Origin of the sequence: Enterobacter sp. 50588862 (genome assembly GCF_001462935.1) — a bacterium.
Lineage (GTDB): Bacteria > Pseudomonadota > Gammaproteobacteria > Enterobacterales > Enterobacteriaceae > Enterobacter > Enterobacter bugandensis.
The window spans coordinates 727,788-748,797 of the sequence record NZ_LNHM01000028.1 but is presented as its reverse complement, the minus strand read 5'-3'; the positions used below and the strand labels follow the sequence as shown (position 1 = coordinate 748,797).

20 protein-coding genes are annotated in these 21,010 nt (G+C 56.0%); 7 read left to right on the top strand and 13 right to left on the bottom strand.

All coding sequences use genetic code 11. The features are described 5' to 3' along the window. Positions 1-3 precede the first annotated feature (3 nt). The 3 genes from APT89_RS16490 to APT89_RS16480 all read right to left on the bottom strand — a co-directional run bounded on the left by APT89_RS16490 (position 4) and on the right by APT89_RS16480 (position 3,364). Positions 4-189, bottom strand: coding sequence for a YnbE family lipoprotein (locus tag APT89_RS16490; protein ID WP_028013019.1), 186 nt, complete (start codon positions 187-189; stop codon positions 4-6). Then, positions 186-2,825 carry a YdbH family protein gene (locus APT89_RS16485; RefSeq protein WP_060572995.1) on the bottom strand — a complete coding sequence of 880 codons (2,640 nt, stop codon included), beginning with the start codon at positions 2,823-2,825 and terminating at the stop codon, positions 186-188. Before APT89_RS16485 ends, APT89_RS16490 begins: the two co-directional genes overlap by 4 nt. A gap of 179 nt (positions 2,826-3,004) precedes the next feature. Beyond that, positions 3,005-3,364: a hypothetical protein gene (locus APT89_RS16480; RefSeq protein WP_060572993.1), complete on the bottom strand. Its 360-nt coding sequence runs from the start codon at positions 3,362-3,364 to the stop codon at positions 3,005-3,007. Positions 3,365-3,689: 325 nt separating this feature from the next. On the opposite strand from APT89_RS16480, the gene APT89_RS16475 reads away from it, so the two are divergent. Next, the gene (locus tag APT89_RS16475) at positions 3,690-4,679 is read left to right on the top strand and encodes a 2-hydroxyacid dehydrogenase (protein WP_060572991.1); all 990 of its coding nucleotides are present in this window, start codon (positions 3,690-3,692) and stop codon (positions 4,677-4,679) included. A gap of 18 nt (positions 4,680-4,697) precedes the next feature. On the opposite strand, the gene APT89_RS16470 is transcribed toward APT89_RS16475, so the two are convergent. The 3 genes from APT89_RS16470 to dcp form a co-directional block, all read right to left on the bottom strand. Further along, complete coding sequence (locus tag APT89_RS16470) at positions 4,698-5,903, bottom strand: MFS transporter (RefSeq protein ID WP_060572989.1); 1,206 nt, start codon at positions 5,901-5,903, stop codon at positions 4,698-4,700. 426 nt (positions 5,904-6,329) lie between these two features. After that, a complete protein-coding gene (locus tag APT89_RS16465) occupies positions 6,330-7,877 on the bottom strand; it encodes a methyl-accepting chemotaxis protein (RefSeq protein ID WP_045630352.1) in 1,548 nt (515 codons plus the stop codon). 408 nt (positions 7,878-8,285) lie between these two features. Then, positions 8,286-10,319 (bottom strand): peptidyl-dipeptidase Dcp, encoded by a 2,034-nt coding sequence (gene dcp / locus APT89_RS16460; RefSeq protein ID WP_060572987.1) that lies wholly within the window; start codon positions 10,317-10,319, stop codon positions 8,286-8,288. 142 nt (positions 10,320-10,461) lie between these two features. Here dcp and ydfG point away from each other — a divergent pair, with 142 nt between their 5' ends. Both ydfG and APT89_RS16450 read left to right on the top strand, forming a co-directional pair. After that, positions 10,462-11,208: a bifunctional NADP-dependent 3-hydroxy acid dehydrogenase/3-hydroxypropionate dehydrogenase YdfG gene (ydfG, locus tag APT89_RS16455; protein ID WP_028013011.1), complete on the top strand. Its 747-nt coding sequence runs from the start codon at positions 10,462-10,464 to the stop codon at positions 11,206-11,208. 91 nt (positions 11,209-11,299) lie between these two features. Further along, complete coding sequence (locus APT89_RS16450) at positions 11,300-11,986, top strand: GntR family transcriptional regulator (protein ID WP_028013010.1); 687 nt, start codon at positions 11,300-11,302, stop codon at positions 11,984-11,986. 33 nt (positions 11,987-12,019) lie between these two features. On the opposite strand, the gene APT89_RS16445 is transcribed toward APT89_RS16450, so the two are convergent. Further along, the gene (locus APT89_RS16445) at positions 12,020-12,451 is read right to left on the bottom strand and encodes a universal stress protein (protein WP_041910207.1); all 432 of its coding nucleotides are present in this window, start codon (positions 12,449-12,451) and stop codon (positions 12,020-12,022) included. Positions 12,452-12,739: 288 nt separating this feature from the next. On the opposite strand from APT89_RS16445, the gene ydfZ reads away from it, so the two are divergent. Beyond that, entirely contained in the window at positions 12,740-12,943 is a 204-nt protein-coding gene (ydfZ, locus tag APT89_RS16440) for a putative selenium delivery protein YdfZ (RefSeq protein WP_028013008.1), read from the top strand. A 43-nt stretch (positions 12,944-12,986) separates the two neighbouring features. Here the strand turns inward: ydfZ and APT89_RS16435 are convergent, their stop codons facing one another. The 5 genes from APT89_RS16435 to APT89_RS16415 all read right to left on the bottom strand — a co-directional run bounded on the left by APT89_RS16435 (position 12,987) and on the right by APT89_RS16415 (position 18,799). Then, positions 12,987-14,450: a mannitol dehydrogenase family protein gene (locus APT89_RS16435; RefSeq protein ID WP_060572986.1), complete on the bottom strand. Its 1,464-nt coding sequence runs from the start codon at positions 14,448-14,450 to the stop codon at positions 12,987-12,989. Positions 14,451-14,671: 221 nt separating this feature from the next. Further along, positions 14,672-16,039: an MFS transporter gene (locus APT89_RS16430; RefSeq protein ID WP_041910211.1), complete on the bottom strand. Its 1,368-nt coding sequence runs from the start codon at positions 16,037-16,039 to the stop codon at positions 14,672-14,674. Positions 16,040-16,111: 72 nt separating this feature from the next. Continuing rightward, complete coding sequence (locus tag APT89_RS16425; protein ID WP_060572984.1) at positions 16,112-17,131, bottom strand: Zn-dependent oxidoreductase; 1,020 nt, start codon at positions 17,129-17,131, stop codon at positions 16,112-16,114. 14 nt (positions 17,132-17,145) lie between these two features. Then, positions 17,146-18,360 carry a D-mannonate dehydratase ManD gene (gene manD / locus APT89_RS16420; protein ID WP_041910215.1) on the bottom strand — a complete coding sequence of 405 codons (1,215 nt, stop codon included), beginning with the start codon at positions 18,358-18,360 and terminating at the stop codon, positions 17,146-17,148. A 112-nt stretch (positions 18,361-18,472) separates the two neighbouring features. After that, on the bottom strand, positions 18,473-18,799 hold the full coding sequence (locus APT89_RS16415; RefSeq protein WP_025757996.1) for a YnfA family protein: 327 nt from the start codon (positions 18,797-18,799) through the stop codon (positions 18,473-18,475). Positions 18,800-18,951: 152 nt separating this feature from the next. Between APT89_RS16415 and APT89_RS16410 the strand changes: the two genes are divergently transcribed. After that, the gene (locus tag APT89_RS16410; protein WP_041910218.1) at positions 18,952-19,290 is read left to right on the top strand and encodes a DUF1283 family protein; all 339 of its coding nucleotides are present in this window, start codon (positions 18,952-18,954) and stop codon (positions 19,288-19,290) included. Then, a complete protein-coding gene (speG, locus tag APT89_RS16405) occupies positions 19,290-19,850 on the top strand; it encodes a spermidine N1-acetyltransferase (protein WP_041910220.1) in 561 nt (186 codons plus the stop codon). Before APT89_RS16410 ends, speG begins: the two co-directional genes overlap by 1 nt. A 17-nt stretch (positions 19,851-19,867) precedes the next feature. Here speG and APT89_RS16400 read toward each other — a convergent pair whose 3' ends face one another. Further along, complete coding sequence (locus APT89_RS16400; protein WP_032644870.1) at positions 19,868-20,614, bottom strand: YnfC family lipoprotein; 747 nt, start codon at positions 20,612-20,614, stop codon at positions 19,868-19,870. A gap of 69 nt (positions 20,615-20,683) precedes the next feature. On the opposite strand from APT89_RS16400, the gene APT89_RS16395 reads away from it, so the two are divergent. Next, positions 20,684-20,977: a DUF1161 domain-containing protein gene (locus APT89_RS16395; RefSeq protein ID WP_047368462.1), complete on the top strand. Its 294-nt coding sequence runs from the start codon at positions 20,684-20,686 to the stop codon at positions 20,975-20,977. Positions 20,978-21,010: the final 33 nt, after the last annotated feature.

Genomic DNA, 21,010 nt, shown 5'->3' with positions numbered 1-21,010 from the left:
TCCTCAGAACAGATCGCTGCGCGATTTCAGCAGGGCTTCAACGTCTTTATCGACCTTGATGTGGATCTCGTGTTCGATTTTGACATTCATATTGATGGTAATCGGCTCCTTTGGCGCAGCGACTTCAATGCGCGGCGTACAGCCGGTCAGTAGCGCGGCAACGGTGAGCGCACCAGCCATCTTTTTCATTGTTGTTCCTCACTTTCCTTGCCAGTCGAACTGCGGAGACCGGGAATCGCCGCGTGTTGCTCAAACCAGGTTTGCAGGTTGTCGCCAAAACGCAGGCTGCGCCACAGGGTAAAGACATTCTCGTCATGGGTGTAGTTCAGATTGACGGAGCTGCTTTTGCCGTCCACGCGGCTGGTCCCCTTGATGGTCGCCTGCATGGTTAATTCACCCAGGTTATCTAAATTGATTCTCGTCCACGACTGCGAAATTTCCATGTAGCGGAGCCAGTTAATCGCTGCGCCCGCGACCATATTATCCTTCACGATGGCGTCTGCCGTATCTTTGTCGATGCGCAGCGTCATTGGCCCCGGGTTGGTCAGCCAGCCATCTTTAATGATCCATTTTTCATTGTCCAGCCAGAACGGCAGCGCCCCGCTCACCGGGCCCGACAGGGTAAACTGCTTCGGGTTGACGGCGCTGATCAGCTCGCTTGAGGAGATATTGTCCACGCGCAGCAGGGCCGGATCGTGCTGCGGCATCCGCAGTTGCTGCATGGTGATCTTCCCGCCGAGCGTTTCTACCTTAACGTTGGTGAGCAGCAGCGGGTTGTCCTCCGTCCAGGGGTAATTCCCCTGCAGGTCCGCGGTAATGTTGCGCGCGGTCACCAGGTTTTCCACTTCGCCAATGCGCAACGTGACCGGGCCGCGCGTGCCCAGGGACCAGGTTCCCTCGCTGAAGCGGAACGGCAGCACAAAATCGACGCCGTTGATCTGGTTGTCCGGCATCCAGGCGCTGCCGGATTTCAGCACGCCGTGTCCGCCCGCCTCAAAGCCCTGATCGGGGGCCGCCGAGAAGGCAACCTGCGCATAGAGTTCTCCGTCACGCAGCGTCATTTTCCAGTCCGGCGGGACCAGCGGCTGGAAGACGGTGAGCGACTGTTTCGGCCACCAGGCCTGCCCGCGAAGGCGCACGCCATCCCAGCGTCCGTTCACCTGTACCGGGCCGATGTTGTCCGCATGGAGGTCGCCCTTAAACTGAAAAACAGTCGGGTCGGTACCGTCGACGCTGAAGGTCAGGACCGAAGGCGGCAATACGCTGCCGCCGGAGAACCGGGTTTGCCCGGCATTCAGCGACAGCGCGCCGCTGAATGCGGGTTTTTCGGCATCGCGCAGCCAGCGTACAGGCCGATCCAGCACAAGCCGCGGCTTGCTGACCTCCATGGTGCCGTACTGGAGCTTGTCAAAACCGGTGGAGAGCGCCGTCAGCTCAATAAGGTTGTCTCGCCACTCGCCTTTCCCGGCGACATCCCAGCGGGCATGCATCGGCGTAAAACCGCCTTTTCCCCAGTAGCGCCACTGCCACAGGCCGTTATCAGGCAAAAAGTCGTTGGCCTGACCGTCCAGGTGGAGTTCAAAACCGCCCATCTCGTTTTCATGGGCACGCAGAATAGCCTGCAGACGCCCGTCCACGCCCTTCTGGGTGAGCTTCACGCCCGCCAGCGGCCAGCGGATTTCATCGATATCGAGTGAGTCAATAATGCGCCCGCGCGAGCGGAGCAGCGCGCCGGGCTCAAAAGCAAGCTGCGGTTCATACAGGCTGCCGGTCAGTGTGGCGGGCAATTTGGCGTAAAGAATGAGATCGTTTTGCTTCGCCTCGCCGCTCAGATGCAGCGGCATGTTGCTGTTTTCCATGCTGAGCCTGCCGGGCCCAATGTTCAGTACCGCGTTACCTTTACCCGCATCGCCTTGCGTCAACACGTTCAGTCGTCCGGTCAGGGTGGCTTTCTCCAGCCCCTGCTGCCAGTTGTCGGCGCGAAGGGACACCCGCCCGCTCAGCGGCATACCCGAAAGATCCCAGTTCCAGCGCCCGTCGCTGATGTTCAGCTGTTCCGCCGTGATCTGCCACGGCAGGTCGAGAAGCGGATCGGGGTTATCCCTTGCGATCACCACCAGCTGTCCCTGATTGTCTTCCCAGTCGAGATCGGCATCGACCAGAGACGTTAACTGTGGCACGTTAAAGGTCGCGACCGCGTGGCCTTTCACCGGCACGCCGTCCGGCACCAGCGGCAAAGTGAACTCGCCCACCAGCTTAATCGGCTGCGGCTGGTCAGGGAGCTGAACATCGAACTGGCTGACCGAGAGCGTCTGGCCGCGAAGCGTGCCTTTGATGCTGACCTGTTCGCCTCTGTAAGCGATCTCCTGGCTGGAGGGCGTCAGTGACGCATTGAGCTCGCCCTGCCACTGCTGCCAGGGCGAGAGCGTCAGACGGTGAATGGTGAGCCAGGTATTGGGCAACACAGCCTGCCACTGGGCCAGCGTTTTGGGGGCAACCGTTGAGGGTGCAGACTGGGGAATTTTGCTCAGGCAGACGGTGTTAAGATCCAGCGCGCCGATATCCAGTTTCCAGCGGCTCGGATGTGACAGCGTCACGTTATCGATGCGGGCAATTTCGCAGTCTTCCACCAGATAGCGAAGATCGGGGATCACCAGCGCGTGGCGAGTCAGTTTTGGGCTTTCTTCGAAAGCAATGCGCGTCCCGACGGGGAGCCAGATCCCGGCGAGCGTCGGCACCCACTGGGCGAGCGTCATCAGCAGCGTCAGCGGCACCAAAATCAACAGCAGTAAAACCGCAATGGCGGCTTTGTATTTACCCTTCATGGGCAGTTAATGTCCTGATTTTTCGAAAGAATTAAGCCGGCAATGCCGAATATTGTCGCATGTTTGGCGGTTGAGTTGAAGTTAACCCCAAGATAAAGGATAGATGCTGTAAAGAGTATGAGAAAACTTTTTGCTATGCGTAACCTAAAGAACACATTTTAGATTCAGTGGGTTACGCATTATCTCAGACGTAAAAACGGGAAAACACTGCGTAACGAATACCTGTTCCTGGGCATTGCCAATAGGTAGAGCATGGCGAATATCAACGACCCCCAATACACTGAATCGTACCGCCATGGATCAAAATCGATATGTAAAAAACCGCGAACAAACTCATAGCCGTTGGCAAAAACATCAATCTGGATGGCTGCAATCGCTATCACAAACAGCGTATAGGCAATGAACAATGGATATTTACGGAGCCTATTGACCTTGAGTTTTCCAATCAACAGTAAGAAGAAAACCGCAATAGATGCTATAAAATAGTACAAAACAGGCAACATCGGCGCAGATAAGGATAACTCCACTTGTTGCGACATGCATCATTCTCCCTCTTTTCAGAAACTCATCCGGTTCCTAATATCGTCCCATCACATCCGGAAGGATTGCAGTTTTCATACCCTATTGCCATTCTTTCAAGTAATACCGATATGCGTTTTTCGCACCCGTTACCCACTCCGTTTTGCCCAACCTGATTTGAACCGAGTCGCGCCGAAGATTTCTCGTACTAAGAATATCATGGAGTTAGGGTGTATATATGCTCTAGAATAATTGATAGAACTTATTGAATTCAATAATATTTTAGAAATTGTAAGATAATTTTAATCATGCTAACGTGAATGCAAAATCACTGGAGAAAGTCTTATGAAACTCGCGGTATATAGCACAAAGCAGTACGACAAAAAGTATCTGCAACATGTTAACGAAGCTTACGGGTTTGAGCTTGAATTTTTCGACTTTCTGCTGTCCGAAAAAACCGCCAAAACGGCGCACGGCTGTGAAGGCGTCTGCATTTTTGTTAACGATGACGGCAGTCGTCCGGTGCTGGAAGAGTTGAAAAAGCAGGGAGTGAAGTATATCGCCCTGCGCTGCGCCGGCTTCAACAACGTGGATCTCGACGCGGCAAAAGAGCTGGGTCTGAAGGTGGTTCGCGTCCCGGCGTACTCCCCGGAAGCGGTAGCAGAACATGCGATTGGCATGATGATGTCGCTCAACCGTCGTATTCACCGCGCTTATCAGCGTACGCGTGACGCCAACTTCTCGCTCGAAGGGCTGACCGGCTTTACCATGTACGGCAAAACAGCGGGCGTGATCGGCACCGGTAAAATTGGCGTGGCTGCCCTGCGCATTCTGAAAGGCTTCGGCATGCGTCTGCTGGCATTCGATCCGTACCCGAGCGCCGCTGCGCTGGATCTGGGCGTGGAGTACGTCGACCTGCCGACGCTGTTCTCGCAGTCCGACGTGATCTCCCTGCACTGCCCGCTGACGCCGGAAAACTACCACCTGCTTAACCAGGCGGCGTTTGACCAGATGAAAGACGGCGTGATGATCATCAACACCAGCCGCGGCGGTCTGATTGACTCTCAGGCTGCTATCGAAGCGCTGAAAACCCAGAAAATTGGCGCGCTGGGGATGGACGTGTATGAGAACGAGCGCGATCTGTTCTTTGAAGACAAGTCCAACGATGTGATCCAGGACGACGTGTTCCGCCGTCTGTCTGCCTGCCATAACGTCCTGTTTACCGGCCACCAGGCGTTTCTGACTGCCGAAGCGCTGATCAGCATTTCGGAAACCACGCTGGGGAATCTTCAGCAGTTAGAAAAGGGTGAACCGTGCCCTAACGAACTGGCTTAAATGCTACGCCGGATGGGGCTAAGCTTCATCCGGCGCGTTTGTTTCCCAGCTTCGGTGAGCAACGCGCCACCAGAGCAGGACGGCGGCCAGCGCAATCGCGCTCAGGACACTGAATGCCGTCGCAAACGAGTAATGACCGGCGATCGTCCCGGTTAACGCAGGGCTCATGGCTGCCCCCACTCCCTGCATCAGCATCACCACACTCTGCCCTGCATTAACGTGCCCACTTCCGCGCAGCAGCACCACAATAAACGACGGTACGACGACACCCAGGATCCCGGCGGCGAGACCGTCGAGAATTTGTACCGGGACCATCATTAACGGCGCGTCGGTCGATGCCGCCAGCGCCGCGCGCACCGGCATAACCAGCAGCGCCAGCATAATTAAGCGCCAGTAGCCGTAGCGTTCTATTCGGCCTGCAACCCAGATGGCAACGGGGATCATCACCGCCTGCGAGATGATGACGGTGCCTGCCGCGTACAGGCCAGGGTTGATCGAGGCGGGTGCCGCGGCCACCCTCATGCTCAGCATCGGCAGCAGTGCGGCATTCGCCAGGTGGAACAGCAGTAGCGTCAGCCCGGTCACAAACAGCGCACGGTTTTTAATCAGTACCGCGAAGCCGGGGACAGGAACGCTACCTGAGGATGAAAGCCCTCGCGCCGCATCGTTATCAATGTCCCCATTGCGGATGGCAAGCAGCGCGCAGAGCGTCAGCAGCGTCGTGCAGGTCATCAGCAGGAAAATCCCGCCGACGCCCCAGTACCAGGCAATGCCGCCTGCTATCACTGCGGTGACAAAATTGCCGCCGTGATTAAACGCCTCATTTTTGCCCATCTGCGCGCTGAACCCGCGCTGGCCGGTCAGGCCCAGCGTAATCCCGGCGATGAGCGGCCCGACAAACGCCGCGCAGATGCCGGTGACCATTTGTGAGACGGCAACAACGCTGGTCTGCTGGCTAAACCAGAGCAGCAGCGTACTCAGGGTGATCAAAGTGCAGAGCAGCGCCAGCACGGCGCGTTTGTTCCGCGAAGTGTCAGTAATTACCCCCGCCGGGAGCGTAGCCAGCAATCCCGCCAGCCCACCGGCAGTCATCAGGATGCCGATATCATCGGGGCTCCAGTGGCGTTCTGTCAGAAAGATACCGAGAAAAGGACCAAGGCCATCACGGACATCCGCAATGAAAAAACTTGTCAGGCATAACGCCCGCAGCGAACGAAGAGACATACTTCCTGCCTGTAAATTATCCGGCTCGCGTTTCGCGATGACCCGCGTCCAGACGATCGTACAATAAAATTAAAAATGTAGCGTAGCGCTGCTTATTGAAAATCAGATGACGGCCCAACAGACCGGATTAACCAGGGAGGCTACGCGTCACACCAGCCTCCAACGAGCTGTAGCAAAATGTGAATAGCCGCCGGGAACATCAACAGGAAGAGTAAAACTGTCACCACAGCAATCGCCATCAGAAACTCCTTTTAAATTTTTCGTTTTACGAAATCGTAGTCAGTATTTTTAAATTGTCACTGACGCTCGGCTATTTTCTTCATTATTCACGGGGACGCCCCTTTTTATTAGCGCCCCCGTTGCTGGTTTGATTAAGATTCGCGTTTAAAACGCCGGAGCTTTACCTTTTGATTATGCTTTTGCTGCTCAAATAGCAAAGTTTTCCGTCATCTGCTTCAGTGCCCTGGACTGCTCGGTCAGCGCCTGCGATGCCGCTGCGGACTGCTCAACGAGCGCCGCATTACCCTGCGTCACGCCATCCATCTGGGTGACAGCAGCGCTGATTTGCATGATGCCCTGCATTTGCTCAACCGAGGCCATTGAAAGACTGTCCATAGTTTCAGCAAGCGTAGCCACGTTGCTCGCAGCCCGCAAAATCGTCTCTGCCGTTCTGGATGCCACCGACACACCGTTATCGACATCCTCAACAGCATGCTCAATCAGCGCCCCAATTTCTTTGGACGCCGTTGCGCTGCGCTGAGCGAGATTTCTGACTTCCGTCGCCACCACGGCGAAGCCACGACCATGCTCGCCAGCACGTGCAGCCTCGACCGCCGCATTCAGCGCCAGAATATTAGTCTGGAAAGCAATCCCTTCTATAACGCTGGTGATTTCCTTTATCTTCAGGGCGTTAGCCGAGATATTCTGCATCGTTTCGCTCATTTCGCCCACGGCAGACTCACCTTCACGTGCCAGTGCTTCCGTCTTTCTTGCTGACGTTGCCGTATGCTCCGCGACCTCGGTATTGTTCCGAACGGTCATCGTCAGCTGTTCCATGCTGGCGGCAGTCTGCTGCAACGCCGCCGCCTGCTCCTCGGTACGAGACGATAACTCCATATTGCCCTGCTCGATCTCACCGGCAGCAAGATCCACCGACGTCGCGGCCTCTTTGATTTCCGTGACAAGGGTTTTCAACTGGGTCTGCATGTTGTCCAGAGCCGCAAGCAGCGTGCCGGTTTCATCCATCCGGGTAATACGTATGGTTGAGGTGAGATCGCCAGCGGCAATGGTGTTCGCCGTATTCACGGCCTGCTTTAGCGGTCGGAGAATACTGCGCGACAGCAAAATGCCCGTCAGCAGCGCGGTGACAACCGCCGCAATCATTCCCAGGATTATCATCATGCGCGTACGGAAGCGTTCTTCAGCCAGTCGGGTTTGACGTTCAGCCATAATGCGGTACTCGTCGTTCAGCGCTTGCTGAATAACACCCCGCATGGCGTCCATTTGCTCTTTTCCGGTATTACGCTCCAGGCTACTGATGAACGCATCCATATCTTCCCCCCCGCGGGATACGCTCTCTCTTCGCTGGATTAACGGCAGTGCAAATGATCTTTTCCATTCTTCTTCAAGCCTGGAGAGGGTGGTTAATTTTTGCTGCTGCGACGGGTTATCACGCGTAAGCCCTGCAATTTCGTCAACTTTGCTTTTAAACCTCTCATCCCCCTGCGTGAAGGGTTGAAGAACGTCCTGATTGCCGGTGAGCGCAAAACCGCGAATGCCGGTTTCCATGTTGATCAGGTTTTCGGTTACGGAGCGAAGGTTATCGACCACTTTATAGCTATGAACGTTGAGCTTGCTGACGGCCGTCACTCTGTCAAAGCTCAAATAGAGCAGCCCGCAGACGACGGACATTAAAACCACAATTGCGCCAAATGCTATGGTAAGCCGGGTGCCGATGTTGAGATTTTTAAACATGACTCTTCCTTAATAATTAGCATAGGTTCATCTTCTGGAGATGAATTTTAATAACGGCTTATTTTTTGTGGTTAATGGAAATGGGTTTCCACCACGACCACCCCATGCTAATCGGCAGAGAGAATTAATACTTTAGGCTGAGATAAAAATATAATAATCATCTTTTTGCGATGATTCTTATATGCAATAAACGGCCATGTACCAGTCAGCATAAATAATTAAATAAACTTGCGATCATTATAAAATTGAGATTGGTAAAAGCGCCTAAATTTAAGCACATTTAATGTAAATATATTTCAAACTATTAATAAATGTAAATTTCAGTTCTTTTTTTGACCATTTTCGGACTTTCAGACCTATAAAAAAACCGGGCGCGGGGCCCGGTTATCTTCTTAGTTAAAAGTGACTTTATGCGCTCAACCCGCGATTCTCCAGCATCGGTTCAATCTTCGGATCGTGTCCGCGCCAGTTTCGATAAAGTTCGGCTAAATCAGCGCTGTTGCCGCGAGACAAAATCGCCTCGCGGAATTTCTGCCCGTTTTCACGCGTCAATCCACCCTGTTCGACAAACCACTGATAGCCATCGTCCGCCAGCATTTGTGTCCACAGGTAGGCGTAGTACCCCGCCGCGTAGCCGCCGCCGAAGATATGGGCAAAGTAGCTGCTGCGATAGCGCGGCGGTACAGCGGGCAGATCCAGCCCCTCTTTTTTCAACGCCGCGGCTTCGAATTCTTCAACGCTCGACACGGCCTCGCTGATGCCGTGCCAGTTCATGTCCAGCAGCGCCGCACTCAGCAGCTCCGTCATGTCATAACCCTTGTTGAAATGGGTCGCGTTGAGCATGCTTTCCCGCAGCGCGTCCGGCATGGGGTCACCGGTTTCGTAATGACGGGCATAGTGGCTAAACACCTGAGGATGGCTGGCCCAGTGCTCATTGATTTGCGACGGGAATTCAACGAAATCACGCGGCGTATTGGTACCGGACAGCGTGGCGAACCGCTGGCTGGCAAACAGACCGTGCAGGGTATGGCCAAACTCGTGGAACAGGGTTATCACGTCATCCCAGGAGAGAAGCGCGACGCCGCCGTTACCCGGCTTTTGGTAGTTGCAGACGTTGTAGATCACCGGGCGGGCTGCAAACTCAAAGGACTGCTCGATGAAATTGCCCATCCAGGCCCCGCCCTGCTTGGAATCGCGGGCGAAGAAGTCGCCGTAAAACAGCGCCATGCCCTCACCGGTGTGGTCAAAAATTTCCCATACGCGGACGTCAGGGTGATAAACCGGAATGTCGAAACGCTCCACAAAACGAATGCCAAACAGCTGGCTGGCCGCCCAGAATACACCGTCCTGTAAAATGGTATTGAGCGCAAAATAGGGTCGAATCTGCGATTCATCGAGGGCGTATTTCGCCTGGCGCACGCGCTCGGCATAAAAGGCCCAGTCCCAGGCCTGCACGGTGAAGCCAGCCTGCTCGTCGTCGATGACCTTCTGAATATCGGCCTGCTCGCGCTCTGCACGGGCGCGGGCGGCAGGCACAATGCCGCGCATAAATTCCAGCGCGGCGGCCGGGGTTTTCGCCATCTGGTCGGCGATGCTCCAGCTGGCGTAATCCTCAAAGCCGAGCAGACGGGCCTGGCGCGCCCGCAGCGCCGTAAGGCGCAGGATCAGCGTGCGGGTGTCGTTTTCATCCCCTTTCTGGGTGCGCGTCCAGCCGGCGTTGAACAGGTTTTCGCGCGTCTGCCGATTACGCAGCGCGGCTAGCGCAGGCTGCTGTGTCGTATTCAGGAGCGGGATCAGCCAGCGGTCGTTAATCCCTTTTTCCGCGGCGGCCTGCGCTGCGGCGGCAATCTCTTCGGCGCTCAGGCCTTCAAGCTGGTGCGCGTAATCCACCACCAGCCCGCCCGCGTTGTTAGCAGCCAGCAGGCGCTGGTTAAACTGGCTGGTCAGGGACGCGGCCTCGGTATTCAGCGCCTTCAGCTCGGCTTTTTCCGCTTCATTCAGGCGCGCGCCGGCCAGAATAAAGCGCTGGTACGTCTCCTCGACCAGCCGACGGGATTCAGCATCCAGCGCGGCGCGGTCCTGCCAGACGCTCTCGACGCGGGCGAAAAGAGTGTCGTTCAGCCAGATGTCGTTCGCCAGCGCGGCAAGTTCGGTGGAGAGCTGCTCCTCCAGTTCCTGCAGGTACGCATTGGTATGCGCGGAGGTCATGGCGAAGAAAACGCTGCTGACGCGCGCGAGCATGACGCCGCTTTTCTCCAGCGCCAGCACGGTGTTAGTAAAGTCTGGCGCAGCGGTGTGAGAGACTATCGCCTCTATGTCCGCCCGCTTCTGGCGAAGCGCTTCATCGAAGGCCGGACGATAATGCTCGTCTTTGATGGTATCAAAATGGGGGGCCTGGTAAGGCAGCAGGCTAATGTCAAAAAAGGGGTTGGTGGCCGTCATCTTTCACTCCTCCGAACGAATATCTTCCCAGAGTAGGCCAGGCTGCCATCGCCTGCAACGCCGTCATACAAATGTTGCCTTAACGCACCCTCTGCGGGCGTGCTATGTTAGTACAACACAAAAAGCGTTGAGGAACAGTGAGATGATTATTTTAGTTACCGGGGCAACGGCAGGTTTTGGTGAAAGCATCACGCGTCGCTTCGTCGCCAACGGGCATAAGGTGATTGCAACGGGCCGTCGTCAGGAGCGCCTGCAGGAGCTGAAGGACGATTTAGGTGACAGCATCCTGACCGCGCAGCTGGACGTGCGTAACCGTGCGGCCATTGAAGAGATGATTGCCAGCCTGCCGGCAGAGTGGCGCGCCATCGACGTGCTGGTCAACAACGCCGGTCTGGCGCTGGGCATGGAGCCTGCCCACAAAGCCAGCGTTGAAGACTGGGAAAACATGATTGACACCAACAACAAAGGGCTGGTGTACATGACCCGCGCGGTGCTGCCGGGCATGGTCGAGCGCAACCGCGGCCACATTATCAACATCGGTTCTACCGCCGGGAGCTGGCCTTACGCGGGCGGTAATGTCTACGGCGCGACCAAAGCGTTTGTGCGCCAGTTCAGCCTGAACCTGCGCACCGACCTGCACGGCACCGCCATTCGAGTCACCGATATCGAGCCGGGGCTGGTAGGCGGCACCGAATTCTCCAACGTGCGCTTCAAAGGTGATGACGCGAAAGCGGATAAAACCTACGAAAACGCCAACGCCCTGACGCCGGAAGACGTCACCGAAACGGTCTGGTGGGTCGCAACGCTGCCAAAACACGTCAACATCAATACCGTGGAAATGATGCCGGTCAGCCAGAGTTTTGCCGGACTTAGCGTCCATCGTGGCTAAATAAGCCCTTCCCGGCCCGCGGGCCGGGTCTGTTTCGGGTCATAAAAGAATGGTAGTATGTTCGGGCTAACTCTCTGAGAAATGACAACTCATGGCCGCTGAATCGCAACTCAATCCCACCCAGCCCGTAAACCAGCAAATTTATCGCATTTTGCGACGTGATATTGTCCATTGCCTGATCCCACCGGGAACGCCGCTTTCTGAAAAAGAGGTCTCCGTGCGATTTGACGTGTCCCGTCAGCCGGTGCGTGAAGCGTTTATTAAGCTTGCGGAGAACGGCCTGATTCAGATCCGCCCGCAGCGCGGCAGCTACGTGAACAAAATTTCACTCTCACAGGTGCGCAACGGCTGTTTCGTACGCCAGGCAATTGAATGCGCGGTGGTGCGCCGTGCCGCGACGCTCATTAATGACAACCAGTGTTACCTGCTGGAGCAAAACCTGCATCAGCAGCGCATTGCGATTGACCGTAAACAGCTCAACGATTTCTTCCAGCTTGATGATGAGTTTCACCAGAAGCTGGCGCAAATTGCAGACTGCCAGTTGGCCTGGGATACCATTGAGAACATCAAGGCCACCATTGACCGGGTGCGTTACATGAGCCTCGATCACGTCTCCCCGCCGGAAATGCTGCTCCGCCAGCATCACGATATTTTCAGCGCGCTGGAAAAACGCGACCCGGACGGCGTGGAAAAAGCGATGACCCTGCATCTGCAGGAGATAGGCGAATCAGTGCAGCTTATTCGTCAGGAAAATAGCGAGTGGTTTAGCGAAGAGTGATATTTGCCGCCCTTTTCGCGGGCGGCGCCGTAATTAGCGAACGACTAACACCGGAATTGTGGCGTAGCGCAGAATAGATTCCGCATTTGACCCCAGCAGATGGGTGGTGATGCCCGGATTTTTTGACCCGATGACAATCACGTCATATTCCCCTTCTTTGCTCAGCTTGATAATTTCATCGCGGACGCTGCCAAAACGAACCAGAGTGTGAATATTCTCCGGGGAGATATCGAACAGTCGTTTTAACTCGTTCATTTTCTTCCCGGATTCTGCGCTCATATACTCTTCAAACTTTTTAATATCGGCGTTGAATCCGCGCAGCAGAGACCGGCTGCTGGCAGGCAGAATATTGACCAGGGTAATCGACGCGCCCTCGGCCTTCGCGAGGTTAGCCGCGTGGCGAACCGCTTTGTCGCTTAAATCCATTTCAAACACGTCAACAGGCATCAAAATCTTCTTATACATAAGCCTGACTCCTTATTCCGATGAAGGGTTATTTCCTGCAACCAGAATGGCATCGGGAATATAAACCAATCCTCAACGCTTCTCCGTAGAAACTATCAATAAGTGAAAATAACGGTCTGCTTTGTAAATTGCCGTCGTGAAGCGTCAACGCCCCATGTAATAAAGAAAAAAGTGTGAGTTTGATCAAAAACAAAAACATGACTGGCAGACAGGCGTATTTATAGTGCCCCGTGAACGGCAAAACCTGAAATAGCGCCATAACGGATAGTTTAGAGAGGAGAAAATACCATGATGACATACGACCGTAACCGCAATGCAATCACCACCGGCAGCCGCGTCATGATTAGCGGCACCGGCAAAACCGGCGTGATTAAGGCGATCCACAGCGACGGGCTGGATGCCGCGCAGGTGCGCCGTGGCAAAACGGTGGAAGTGGAAGGATGCGAAGGTAAGTTCGAACCAATTGAACTGATTCGTCTGGGTATGCACTAAATTGTGCGCCGACATGCCGCCGCGAACGGCGGCATGTGTTGAATTACAGGTGCGACACGTACTCCGCCACCGTTGTCTTAGCCCCCTTCTGCAGCAGCGTCTGATACGCGCTCATCACGGCATCTGTGAAGGCTTTTTCTCGCGGCAACTCTTTCCCAAAAATGGCCTCAATGCCGAGCAGCGCGTTAACCCGGTTTTCCCCTTCGGCACTTCCCTTCACCGCCGCCTGAATCACCGCCAGCTGCGGATCGCTCACGTCGATAGCGTTACCCTGTTCGTCCACGCCGCCGACATAGCGCATCCACCCAGCCACGCCCAGCGCCAGCAGTGGGAAAGGCGTCTGGTGCACCAGGTGCCAGCGCGCGGGATCCAGCATCCGCTGCGGAAGCTTCTGGCTGCCGTCCATCGCAATTTGCCAGGTACGGTGGCGCAGGGCCGGGTTACTGTAACGGGCGATCAGCAGGTCAGCGTAGCGTTCTAAATCGACGCCCTTCACTTTCAGGGTCGGCGCCTGCTCGTTGAGCATCAGCGCGTGCGCGGCGCCGCGATAGTGTTCGTCTTCCATACACTCATTGATGTGCTGATAACCGGCCAGATAGCCGAGGTACGCCAGGAAAGAGTGGCTGCCGTTGAGCATGCGCAGCTTCATCTCTTCAAACGGGATCACGTCTGAAACCAGTTCGACTCCGGCTTTTTCCCATTCCGGACGCCCGGCCACAAAGTTATCCTCGATAACCCACTGGCGGAACGGCTCGCAGGCCACCGCCGCCGGATCGCGTACGCCGGTCAGCTGCGCGATTTTATCCAGCGTATCGGGTGTGACCGCCGGTACGATGCGATCCACCATGGTTGACGGGAAGGTGACGTTAGCCTCGATCCAGTCCGCCAGCTCGCCGTCTAACGCCCGGGCGTACGCGCAGGTTACGTTGCGCATCACGTGACCGTTCTCCGGCATGTTGTCGCAGGACATCACGCTAAACGCGGGCAGCCCCGCCGCTTTACGGCGCGCCAGCGCTTCAACCACCACGCCCGGCGCAGATTTCGGCTGATGCGGGTTTTGCAGGTCGGCAACGATGAAAGGATGATCGAGCATCAGTTGCCCGGTTGCCGGAGAGTGGCAGTAGCCTTTTTCGGTGATGGTCAGCGAGACAATCGCCACCTGCGGTTCACACATTGCCGCCAGCACGCTTTCCAGCCCGTCGACCTGCGCGTGCAGGGCCTTTTTGACTATGCCAACCACGCGGGACGTCCAGCCATCGGCAGACATTTCCGCTACGGTGTAGAGGTTATCCTGCGCCTTCAGGTCGGCAATCTGCTGCTCGCCGCCAATCAGGTTAACCTCACAGTACCCCCAGTCGCTGCCGTGTTCAGCCGCGAGGATGTCCGCATACACCGCCTGATGCGCGCGGTGAAATGCGCCGAAGCCTAAATGTACAATGCGTGCTTTAAGGCTGTCGCGATCGTACTTAGGCAGCGTCGCGTTGGCCTGTAATAAGGTGTTTTCCATGATTAAGACTCGCTAATTAGAAAGCTGTGGATCGCTGCCGCCCCCAGTCCAGAGCGGCAGCGCCTGCTGACTACACCAACTAGAATGGCAGTCGGGGTAAAAAATTACTGCCATCAACCATACTGATACTGCCGTTTGAGTTTTTGATTTATATTAACTTTTGCTCAGGTGGTGTGACATAAACAAAAAGTTGTGTGATAAGTCACGAAAGATATAAACCACTAGCGTCGCGTGGAGAACGCGCCGTAACCCACGCGCTCTTTCGGCGCGGCCTCCGCGGCATCTTCAGCCGCGCTGAGGTCGCGGTCGCGGACTTCCGGCATCAGGAACGCCGAAACCAGCCCAATCACGGAATAAGCCACCAGCATGGCTACAATCGGCCACCAGGAACCCGTCATATTGCAGAAAATCCCCGCCAGTACCGGGCCAAAGCCCACCGCCACCAGACCTCCCGCCTCCTTGGAGATAGCCATACGGGTAAAGCGATTTCGCGAGCCAAACATCTCCGCCATGGTGATATTTTCCAGCGCAAACAGCCCCAGCACGGCGAAATTATGGATAACGATGATCGAGAGCATGATTGTCCCCGGCGCGTAGCTCTTATCGACGATAATCGACAGCATCGGGTACGCCAGAATAATGGCGGAGATATTGAGGATAATGTACGGCAGCCTGCGCCCCACTTTATCGGAAAGCCAGCCCAGCAGCGGGATGGAGATAAACCCAAGAATGGAACTTATCATCAACGCGTCGGTGGGAATCGCTTTATCGAACAGCAGCGTCTGGACCAGATAGCCCGCGAGGAAGGTCTGGATCAGCCCCGAGTTGCCCGCCTGACCGAAACGCAGGCCGGTCGCCAGCCAGAAGGATTTACTTTTCACCATTGAACCCAGCGAGGTGTCCGGCTGCACGGTTTCTGCATCGTTTACTTTCTCAAAGACCGGGCTCTCCTTGAGGTTCATTCGCAGCCAGATGGCAAAGATCATCACCACGACGCTGGCAAGGAACGGCACGCGCCAGCCCCAGGCGAGCAGCTGTTCACGATCGAGGGCGAAGAACATAATGGCCCAGATCGCCGTGGCGCTCAGCGTCCCGCAGTTAGTCCCCATCGCCACCAGCGAGGAGATGATGCCGCGTTTCCCTTTCGGGGCGTACTCCGCCAGCATGGTCCCGGCCCCGGAGATCTCCGCCCCGGCGCCCAGCCCCTGAATGATACGCAGCGTCACCAGCAGTACGGGCGCAAAAATGCCGATCTGCGCGTAGGTCGGCAGCACGCCAATCAGCGTGGTGCAGATCCCCATCATGGTGATGGTGATAAACAGCACCTTTTTACGACCAATGCTGTCGCCCATTCTGCCGAAGATAAATGCCCCGACGATACGCGCGATGTAGCCCGCGCCGTATGTTCCCATCGCCAGAATCAGCGCCATCGCGGCCGACTGTTCCGGGAAGAAGATTTCATGAAATACCAGCGCCGCCCCCAGCGAGTAGAGCTGGAAATCCATAAACTCCAGCGCGGTGCCCAGCCAGCCGGAGACGGCGGCTTTCACCAGATCTGAGGTGGTTCTTTGAGGTTGTGCTTGCGTCATAATGGCTATCTCTAAAGGTAAGATGCGTACCACTGAGAGCCCGTCTTCGCGGGCTCTTAACCGCGTGTAGGGTTATTGCCCGAACGTCAGTAAAACCTTGCAGCACTGCCGCTGGTCTTTTTCAAACAGTTCGATGGCGTCTGTTACATGGTGATAGTCAAAGGTATGGGTGATCAGTTTTTCCGGGTCGATCAGCCCTTTTTCAAGCCAGTCGATGACGACCGGGAATTTGTTGGCATTGAGGCGCGAGGAGAAGATCGCCAGCTCTTTACCGGTAATCCCCTGCTGGACTATCTGGCTCGGCTCGCTGGAGAAGCCCATCAGCACGATGCGCGCCGCCGGGGAAGCCAGGATGACCGCCTCCTGCAAAATCGACGGATGACAGGCGGCATCAATAATCAGCGTCGGCTTGATGCCTTTTTCGTCCAGCGCGGCCTGCAGCGACGTTTCGCCGTTATTAAAGACCCAGTCCGCGCCGCTGCGCTGGGCCATGGCCAGACGCTCATTGATTCTGTCGACGACGATTACCTGCTTCACGTTGTAGACGCCCTTCAGCGCCTGTACGGTGACCAGTCCCATCGGCCCTGCGCCGTAGATCAGCGCAACGTCCTGTTCGGTAGGGCTAGTCTGCCCCGTCACGTTGGCGGCAATGGTGAAAGGTTCAACCATCACGGCGTGTTTATCCGGGATCGCATCCGGGATGCGCCAGGCATTTTTAGCGGGCACGGCGGCATATTCGCTGAATCCGCCGTCGCGGTGGACGCCCAGCACCACCAGCGAGGTGCAGACGTTAGGCTTGCCGACGGAGCACGGGTAGCAGTGCCCGCAGCTGATCACCGGATCCACCGAAACGCGCTCCCCTAACCGGGACGGTTCTACGCCCTCGCCCACAGCGTCAATCACGCCGAAGAACTCGTGGCCGATCACGCGCGGATATTTTGCAAACGGATTATGCCCGCGGTAGATGTGGCTGTCCGACCCGCAGATCCCGGCCAGCTTGATTTTGACGCGGACTTCCCCTGCGCCTGGCTCCGGGCGGGGACGCTCTTCAATTACCAGCTGGTTCGGCTGTTGAATCACTACGCTTTTCATCGTTCGCTCCTCGGTTACCAGTTCCACAGCGTGCCGTCTTCGAGACGGGCCACCGGCAGATAGGCCGGATCGTACGGGTATTTCGCCGCCAGCTTTTCATCAAACTCAATGCCCAGCCCCGGCTTCTCGCCCGGATGCATATAGCCGTTATCAAAGCGCCAGCTGTGCGGGAAGACTTCCAGCATCTGTTCAGAGTATCCCATATATTCCTGCACGCCGAAGTTCGGCACCCACAGGTCGAAATGCAGCGCGGCTGCGTGGCAGATCGGCGACAGATCGGACGGTCCGTGCGAGCCGGTACGCACCTGATAGAGCGACGCGAAGTCCGCGATGCGGCGCATCCCGGTGATCCCCCCCGCATGGGTGATAGTGGTGCGGATATAGTCGATAAGCTGCTCTTCGATAAGCTGCTTGCAGTCCCAGATGCTGTTGAACACCTCGCCCACCGCAATTGGCGTGACGGTATGCTGGCGGATCAGGCGGAAGCACTCCTGGTTTTCCGCAGGCGTTGGGTCTTCCATCCAGAACATGCGGAACGCTTCGATACTCTTGCCGAAGCGCGCCGCTTCGATGGGCGTCAGGCGGTGGTGCATGTCGTGCAGGAGATGCTCATTGAAGCCAAATTTACTGCGCACCGCGTCAAACAGTTTTGGCGTGAAATCGAGGTATTTCTCGGTGGACCAGAACTGCTCTTCCGGCCAGTCGCCTTTGGTGGCGGGCTCGTAGGCCAACCCCTTCCCTTTAGCCATGCCGTAGGTGGTTTTCATGCCCGGCACGCCGCACTGGACGCGGATCGCCTTAAAGCCCATCTCCTTATGGCGGGCGTAATCTTCCAGCACGTCGTCAATGGTGTGCCCGGTGGTGTGGCAGTAGACCATTACGCCCTCACGGGATGCGCCGCCCAGCAGCTGGTAGAGCGGCATATTGGCCGCTTTGGCTTTGATGTCCCAGAGCGCCATATCCACGGCGGAGATAGCCGACATGGTGACCGGCCCGCGGCGCCAGTAGGCGCCCTTATAGAAGAATTGCCAGATATCTTCGATACGGTGCGCGTCGCGGCCAATCAGCTGCGGGCAGAGATGATCTTTCAGATAGGAAGCAACGGAGAGCTCACGCCCGTTCAGCGTGGCGTCACCGAGACCGACAATCCCCTCATCGGTGGTGATTTTAAGGGTGACAAAGTTTCGCCCCGGGCAGGTAACAAACACGTCAGCCGCGACAATCTTCATAATTCCTTTCCTTACATCGTTCGTTGTGATGCTGGAAATTTACCCATCAACCCTACTACCATACAAGTATAATGATCATAAAATCAGCCAACGATCACAAAACCCGGGGGGCTCAAGCACGGCCCCATCCCGCCACAATAATCAGCATACCGCACAGGGCAATCAGCGCCCCGGCCCAGTCATATGCGCTGAGTTTGACGCCGTCCACCACGCGCAGCCACAGCAGCGCCGTGCAGACATAGACGCCGCCGTAAGCCGCGTAAACGCGCCCACTGGCCGCCGGATGCAGCGTTAACAGCCAGACAAACAGAGCCAGCGCGACGCCCGCCGGGATCAGCAGCAGTGCGCTTCCCCCCTTCTTCAGCCAGAGCCAGGGCAGGAAGCAACCGATGATTTCGCATAGCGCGGTGGCAAAAAAAAGCAGCGTCGTTTTGAGCATATTTCACGTCAGGTGAGGATTTATTTAACCATCATACCTGATGATGCCCTTTACTTTTCCATACTTGCTCCGCGGGTATGCCGTTATTGCTCTTTGGTGTAGAATCTGAACGGGGAAACTTGCTCATCTGCACCCATTTAAAAGGAAACGCTATGACTACATTAAGCAAACGCCTTTGTCTGACAGCCCTGCTGGCGCTGTCATCGTTCGTCTTTGCCGCCTCTGCGACAGCGGAAACCAGCAAGCTCATTATTGAGTCTGGTGACAGCGCGCAAAGCCGCCAGAACGCCGCGATGGACAAAGAACAATGGAATGACACCCGCAGCCTTCGTCAGAAGGTCAACAAACGTGCTGAAAAAGAGTGGGACAAAGAAGATGTCGCCTTTGACGCACGCGATAAGTGTCAGCAAAGTGCGAACGTCAATGCCTACTGGGAGCCGAACACCCTGCGCTGCCTGGATCGCCGCACTGGTCGTACGGTAGCCCCATAATGTCGGCGCCCTGTGACGTAAAACTCCGGCCGCTGGAGCGTGAAGACCTGCGCTTTGTCCACCAGCTTGACAATAACGCCAGCGTGATGCGCTACTGGTTCGAAGAGCCGTACGAGGCCTTTGTCGAGTTGTCGGATCTTTACGACAAGCACATTCACGATCAGAGCGAACGTCGTTTTGTGGTGGAGTGTGAAGGCGACAAAGCCGGGCTGGTGGAGCTGGTTGAGATCAACCACGTTCACCGCCGGGCGGAGTTCCAGATCATTATTTCGCCGGAGCACCAGGGGAAAGGCCTGGCCTCCCGGGCGGCGAAGCTGGCGATGGATTACGGATTCAACGTCCTGAATCTCTACAAGCTTTATCTGATCGTGGATAAAGAGAACGAAAAAGCGATCCATATCTACCGCAAGCTGGGCTTTATGGTAGAAGGCGAGCTGATTCATGAGTTCTTTATCAACGGTGAATACCGCAATACCATCCGCATGTGCATTTTCCAGCATCAGCATCTGGCCGGTCACAAGCCGTCAGGTGCCAGCCTGCTGAAACCAACCGCGCAGTAGCCTGCGCGGTTTCATTCTCAATAATACTCAATCGTGTTTTTGATGGTGTACTTGCGCTCAACGGCGGGTTTGACGCTGTCGTCCGTGATCGTCAGATCGCAGCTCACCGGATTATTGTGGCGATCGTAGTCGCAGCTCTGCGTCACGTTGCCCAGCGGCTTATCGTTTAACAGGCTCACGGCCGAGTAATCCATTCTTTTGCGCAGATCCTTAGACGGCGTCGACTGTACCGATAAATGCTGATCCCCGGAGACGGTGGTTTTGCCCAGCGGGTAGCCATCCGCATCGTAGCGGTACTTCACCTCCATCTCTTTACCATGTGCGGCCACCACGAAGCCGTTGTCGTCGGTATCCCACGTCACCCCGGCTGACGGCAGTTCGGCCAGCTGGCATTTGCCCTGCAGCTTCACCTTACGCTGCTGGGTTTCTGCATCGATGTAGTAGTTGGCATCCAGCACCAGCGCTACGCCCGTGTTAGCCTCCAGGTCGTGCAGCTCCAGCGTATCGAAACACCCTTCCGCCGACACGGTGCCGGTGACCCGTTTGGACACTTCACCCTTCTCGTTGAACAGCGTCTGGGTAAAATCCTTGACCGGGCCGCGAAGAGGGTCGAAATCGAATTCGTTCGAAAAACTCGCCATCTCGGGCGTAAACGACAGCGGCGCGGAGTTGTTATCACACCCTGCGAGAGTAGCTGCCAGGAGCGTTATCGCTGCATATTTCTTCACATTCTTTACCAATACAGAGAGATTATTCCCAATCATATTAGCAAATACAGTTGTTTACACGAAGCCTGCTAAAATTAATCTCTACACAGAGAAAAGGAGCTACAGATGAAACGGTTACCCTGGATTACCGCCCTGCTGTTAATGAGTGCCTCAACGGCCGCGCTGGCGGCACCGGACTCCTGCGAGCGCGTGAAAAGCGACATTCAGCAGAAGATCATCAACAACGGCGTGCCGGAGTCAGGTTTTACGCTGAACATTGTGCCGAACGATCAGGCTGACCAGCCGGACGCTCAGGTGGTGGGCCACTGTGCCAACGACACCTTTAAAATTTTGTACACCCGTACGGGCAGCGGGGCGGCGGCCGGCAATCAGGATAATGCGCCGGCTGAACCTCAGTAAATCACCGTCAATCCCCTTTGATTTGACAAGGAT

Excerpts from the sequence above, each read along its gene's own strand:
- APT89_RS16465 (WP_045630352.1), bottom strand. The coding sequence starts at position 7,877 with ATGTTTAAAAATCTCAACATCGGCACCCGGCTTACCATAGCATTTGGC.
- ydfG (WP_028013011.1), top strand. The coding sequence starts at position 10,462 with ATGATTATTTTAGTTACCGGGGCAACGGCAGGTTTTGGTGAAAGCATC.
- APT89_RS16435 (WP_060572986.1), bottom strand. The coding sequence starts at position 14,450 with ATGGAAAACACCTTATTACAGGCCAACGCGACGCTGCCTAAGTACGAT.
- APT89_RS16425 (WP_060572984.1), bottom strand. The coding sequence starts at position 17,131 with ATGAAAAGCGTAGTGATTCAACAGCCGAACCAGCTGGTAATTGAAGAG.
- APT89_RS16480 (WP_060572993.1), bottom strand. The coding sequence starts at position 3,364 with ATGTCGCAACAAGTGGAGTTATCCTTATCTGCGCCGATGTTGCCTGTT.
- ydfZ (WP_028013008.1), top strand. The coding sequence starts at position 12,740 with ATGATGACATACGACCGTAACCGCAATGCAATCACCACCGGCAGCCGC.
- APT89_RS16475 (WP_060572991.1), top strand. The coding sequence starts at position 3,690 with ATGAAACTCGCGGTATATAGCACAAAGCAGTACGACAAAAAGTATCTG.
- APT89_RS16395 (WP_047368462.1), top strand. The coding sequence starts at position 20,684 with ATGAAACGGTTACCCTGGATTACCGCCCTGCTGTTAATGAGTGCCTCA.
- APT89_RS16470 (WP_060572989.1), bottom strand. The coding sequence starts at position 5,903 with ATGTCTCTTCGTTCGCTGCGGGCGTTATGCCTGACAAGTTTTTTCATT.
- APT89_RS16490 (WP_028013019.1), bottom strand. The coding sequence starts at position 189 with ATGAAAAAGATGGCTGGTGCGCTCACCGTTGCCGCGCTACTGACCGGC.
- speG (WP_041910220.1), top strand. The coding sequence starts at position 19,290 with ATGTCGGCGCCCTGTGACGTAAAACTCCGGCCGCTGGAGCGTGAAGAC.
- dcp (WP_060572987.1), bottom strand. The coding sequence starts at position 10,319 with ATGACGGCCACCAACCCCTTTTTTGACATTAGCCTGCTGCCTTACCAG.
- APT89_RS16400 (WP_032644870.1), bottom strand. The coding sequence starts at position 20,614 with ATGATTGGGAATAATCTCTCTGTATTGGTAAAGAATGTGAAGAAATAT.
- APT89_RS16410 (WP_041910218.1), top strand. The coding sequence starts at position 18,952 with ATGACTACATTAAGCAAACGCCTTTGTCTGACAGCCCTGCTGGCGCTG.
- APT89_RS16430 (WP_041910211.1), bottom strand. The coding sequence starts at position 16,039 with ATGACGCAAGCACAACCTCAAAGAACCACCTCAGATCTGGTGAAAGCC.
- APT89_RS16415 (WP_025757996.1), bottom strand. The coding sequence starts at position 18,799 with ATGCTCAAAACGACGCTGCTTTTTTTTGCCACCGCGCTATGCGAAATC.
- APT89_RS16445 (WP_041910207.1), bottom strand. The coding sequence starts at position 12,451 with ATGTATAAGAAGATTTTGATGCCTGTTGACGTGTTTGAAATGGATTTA.
- manD (WP_041910215.1), bottom strand. The coding sequence starts at position 18,360 with ATGAAGATTGTCGCGGCTGACGTGTTTGTTACCTGCCCGGGGCGAAAC.
- APT89_RS16485 (WP_060572995.1), bottom strand. The coding sequence starts at position 2,825 with ATGAAGGGTAAATACAAAGCCGCCATTGCGGTTTTACTGCTGTTGATT.
- APT89_RS16450 (WP_028013010.1), top strand. The coding sequence starts at position 11,300 with ATGGCCGCTGAATCGCAACTCAATCCCACCCAGCCCGTAAACCAGCAA.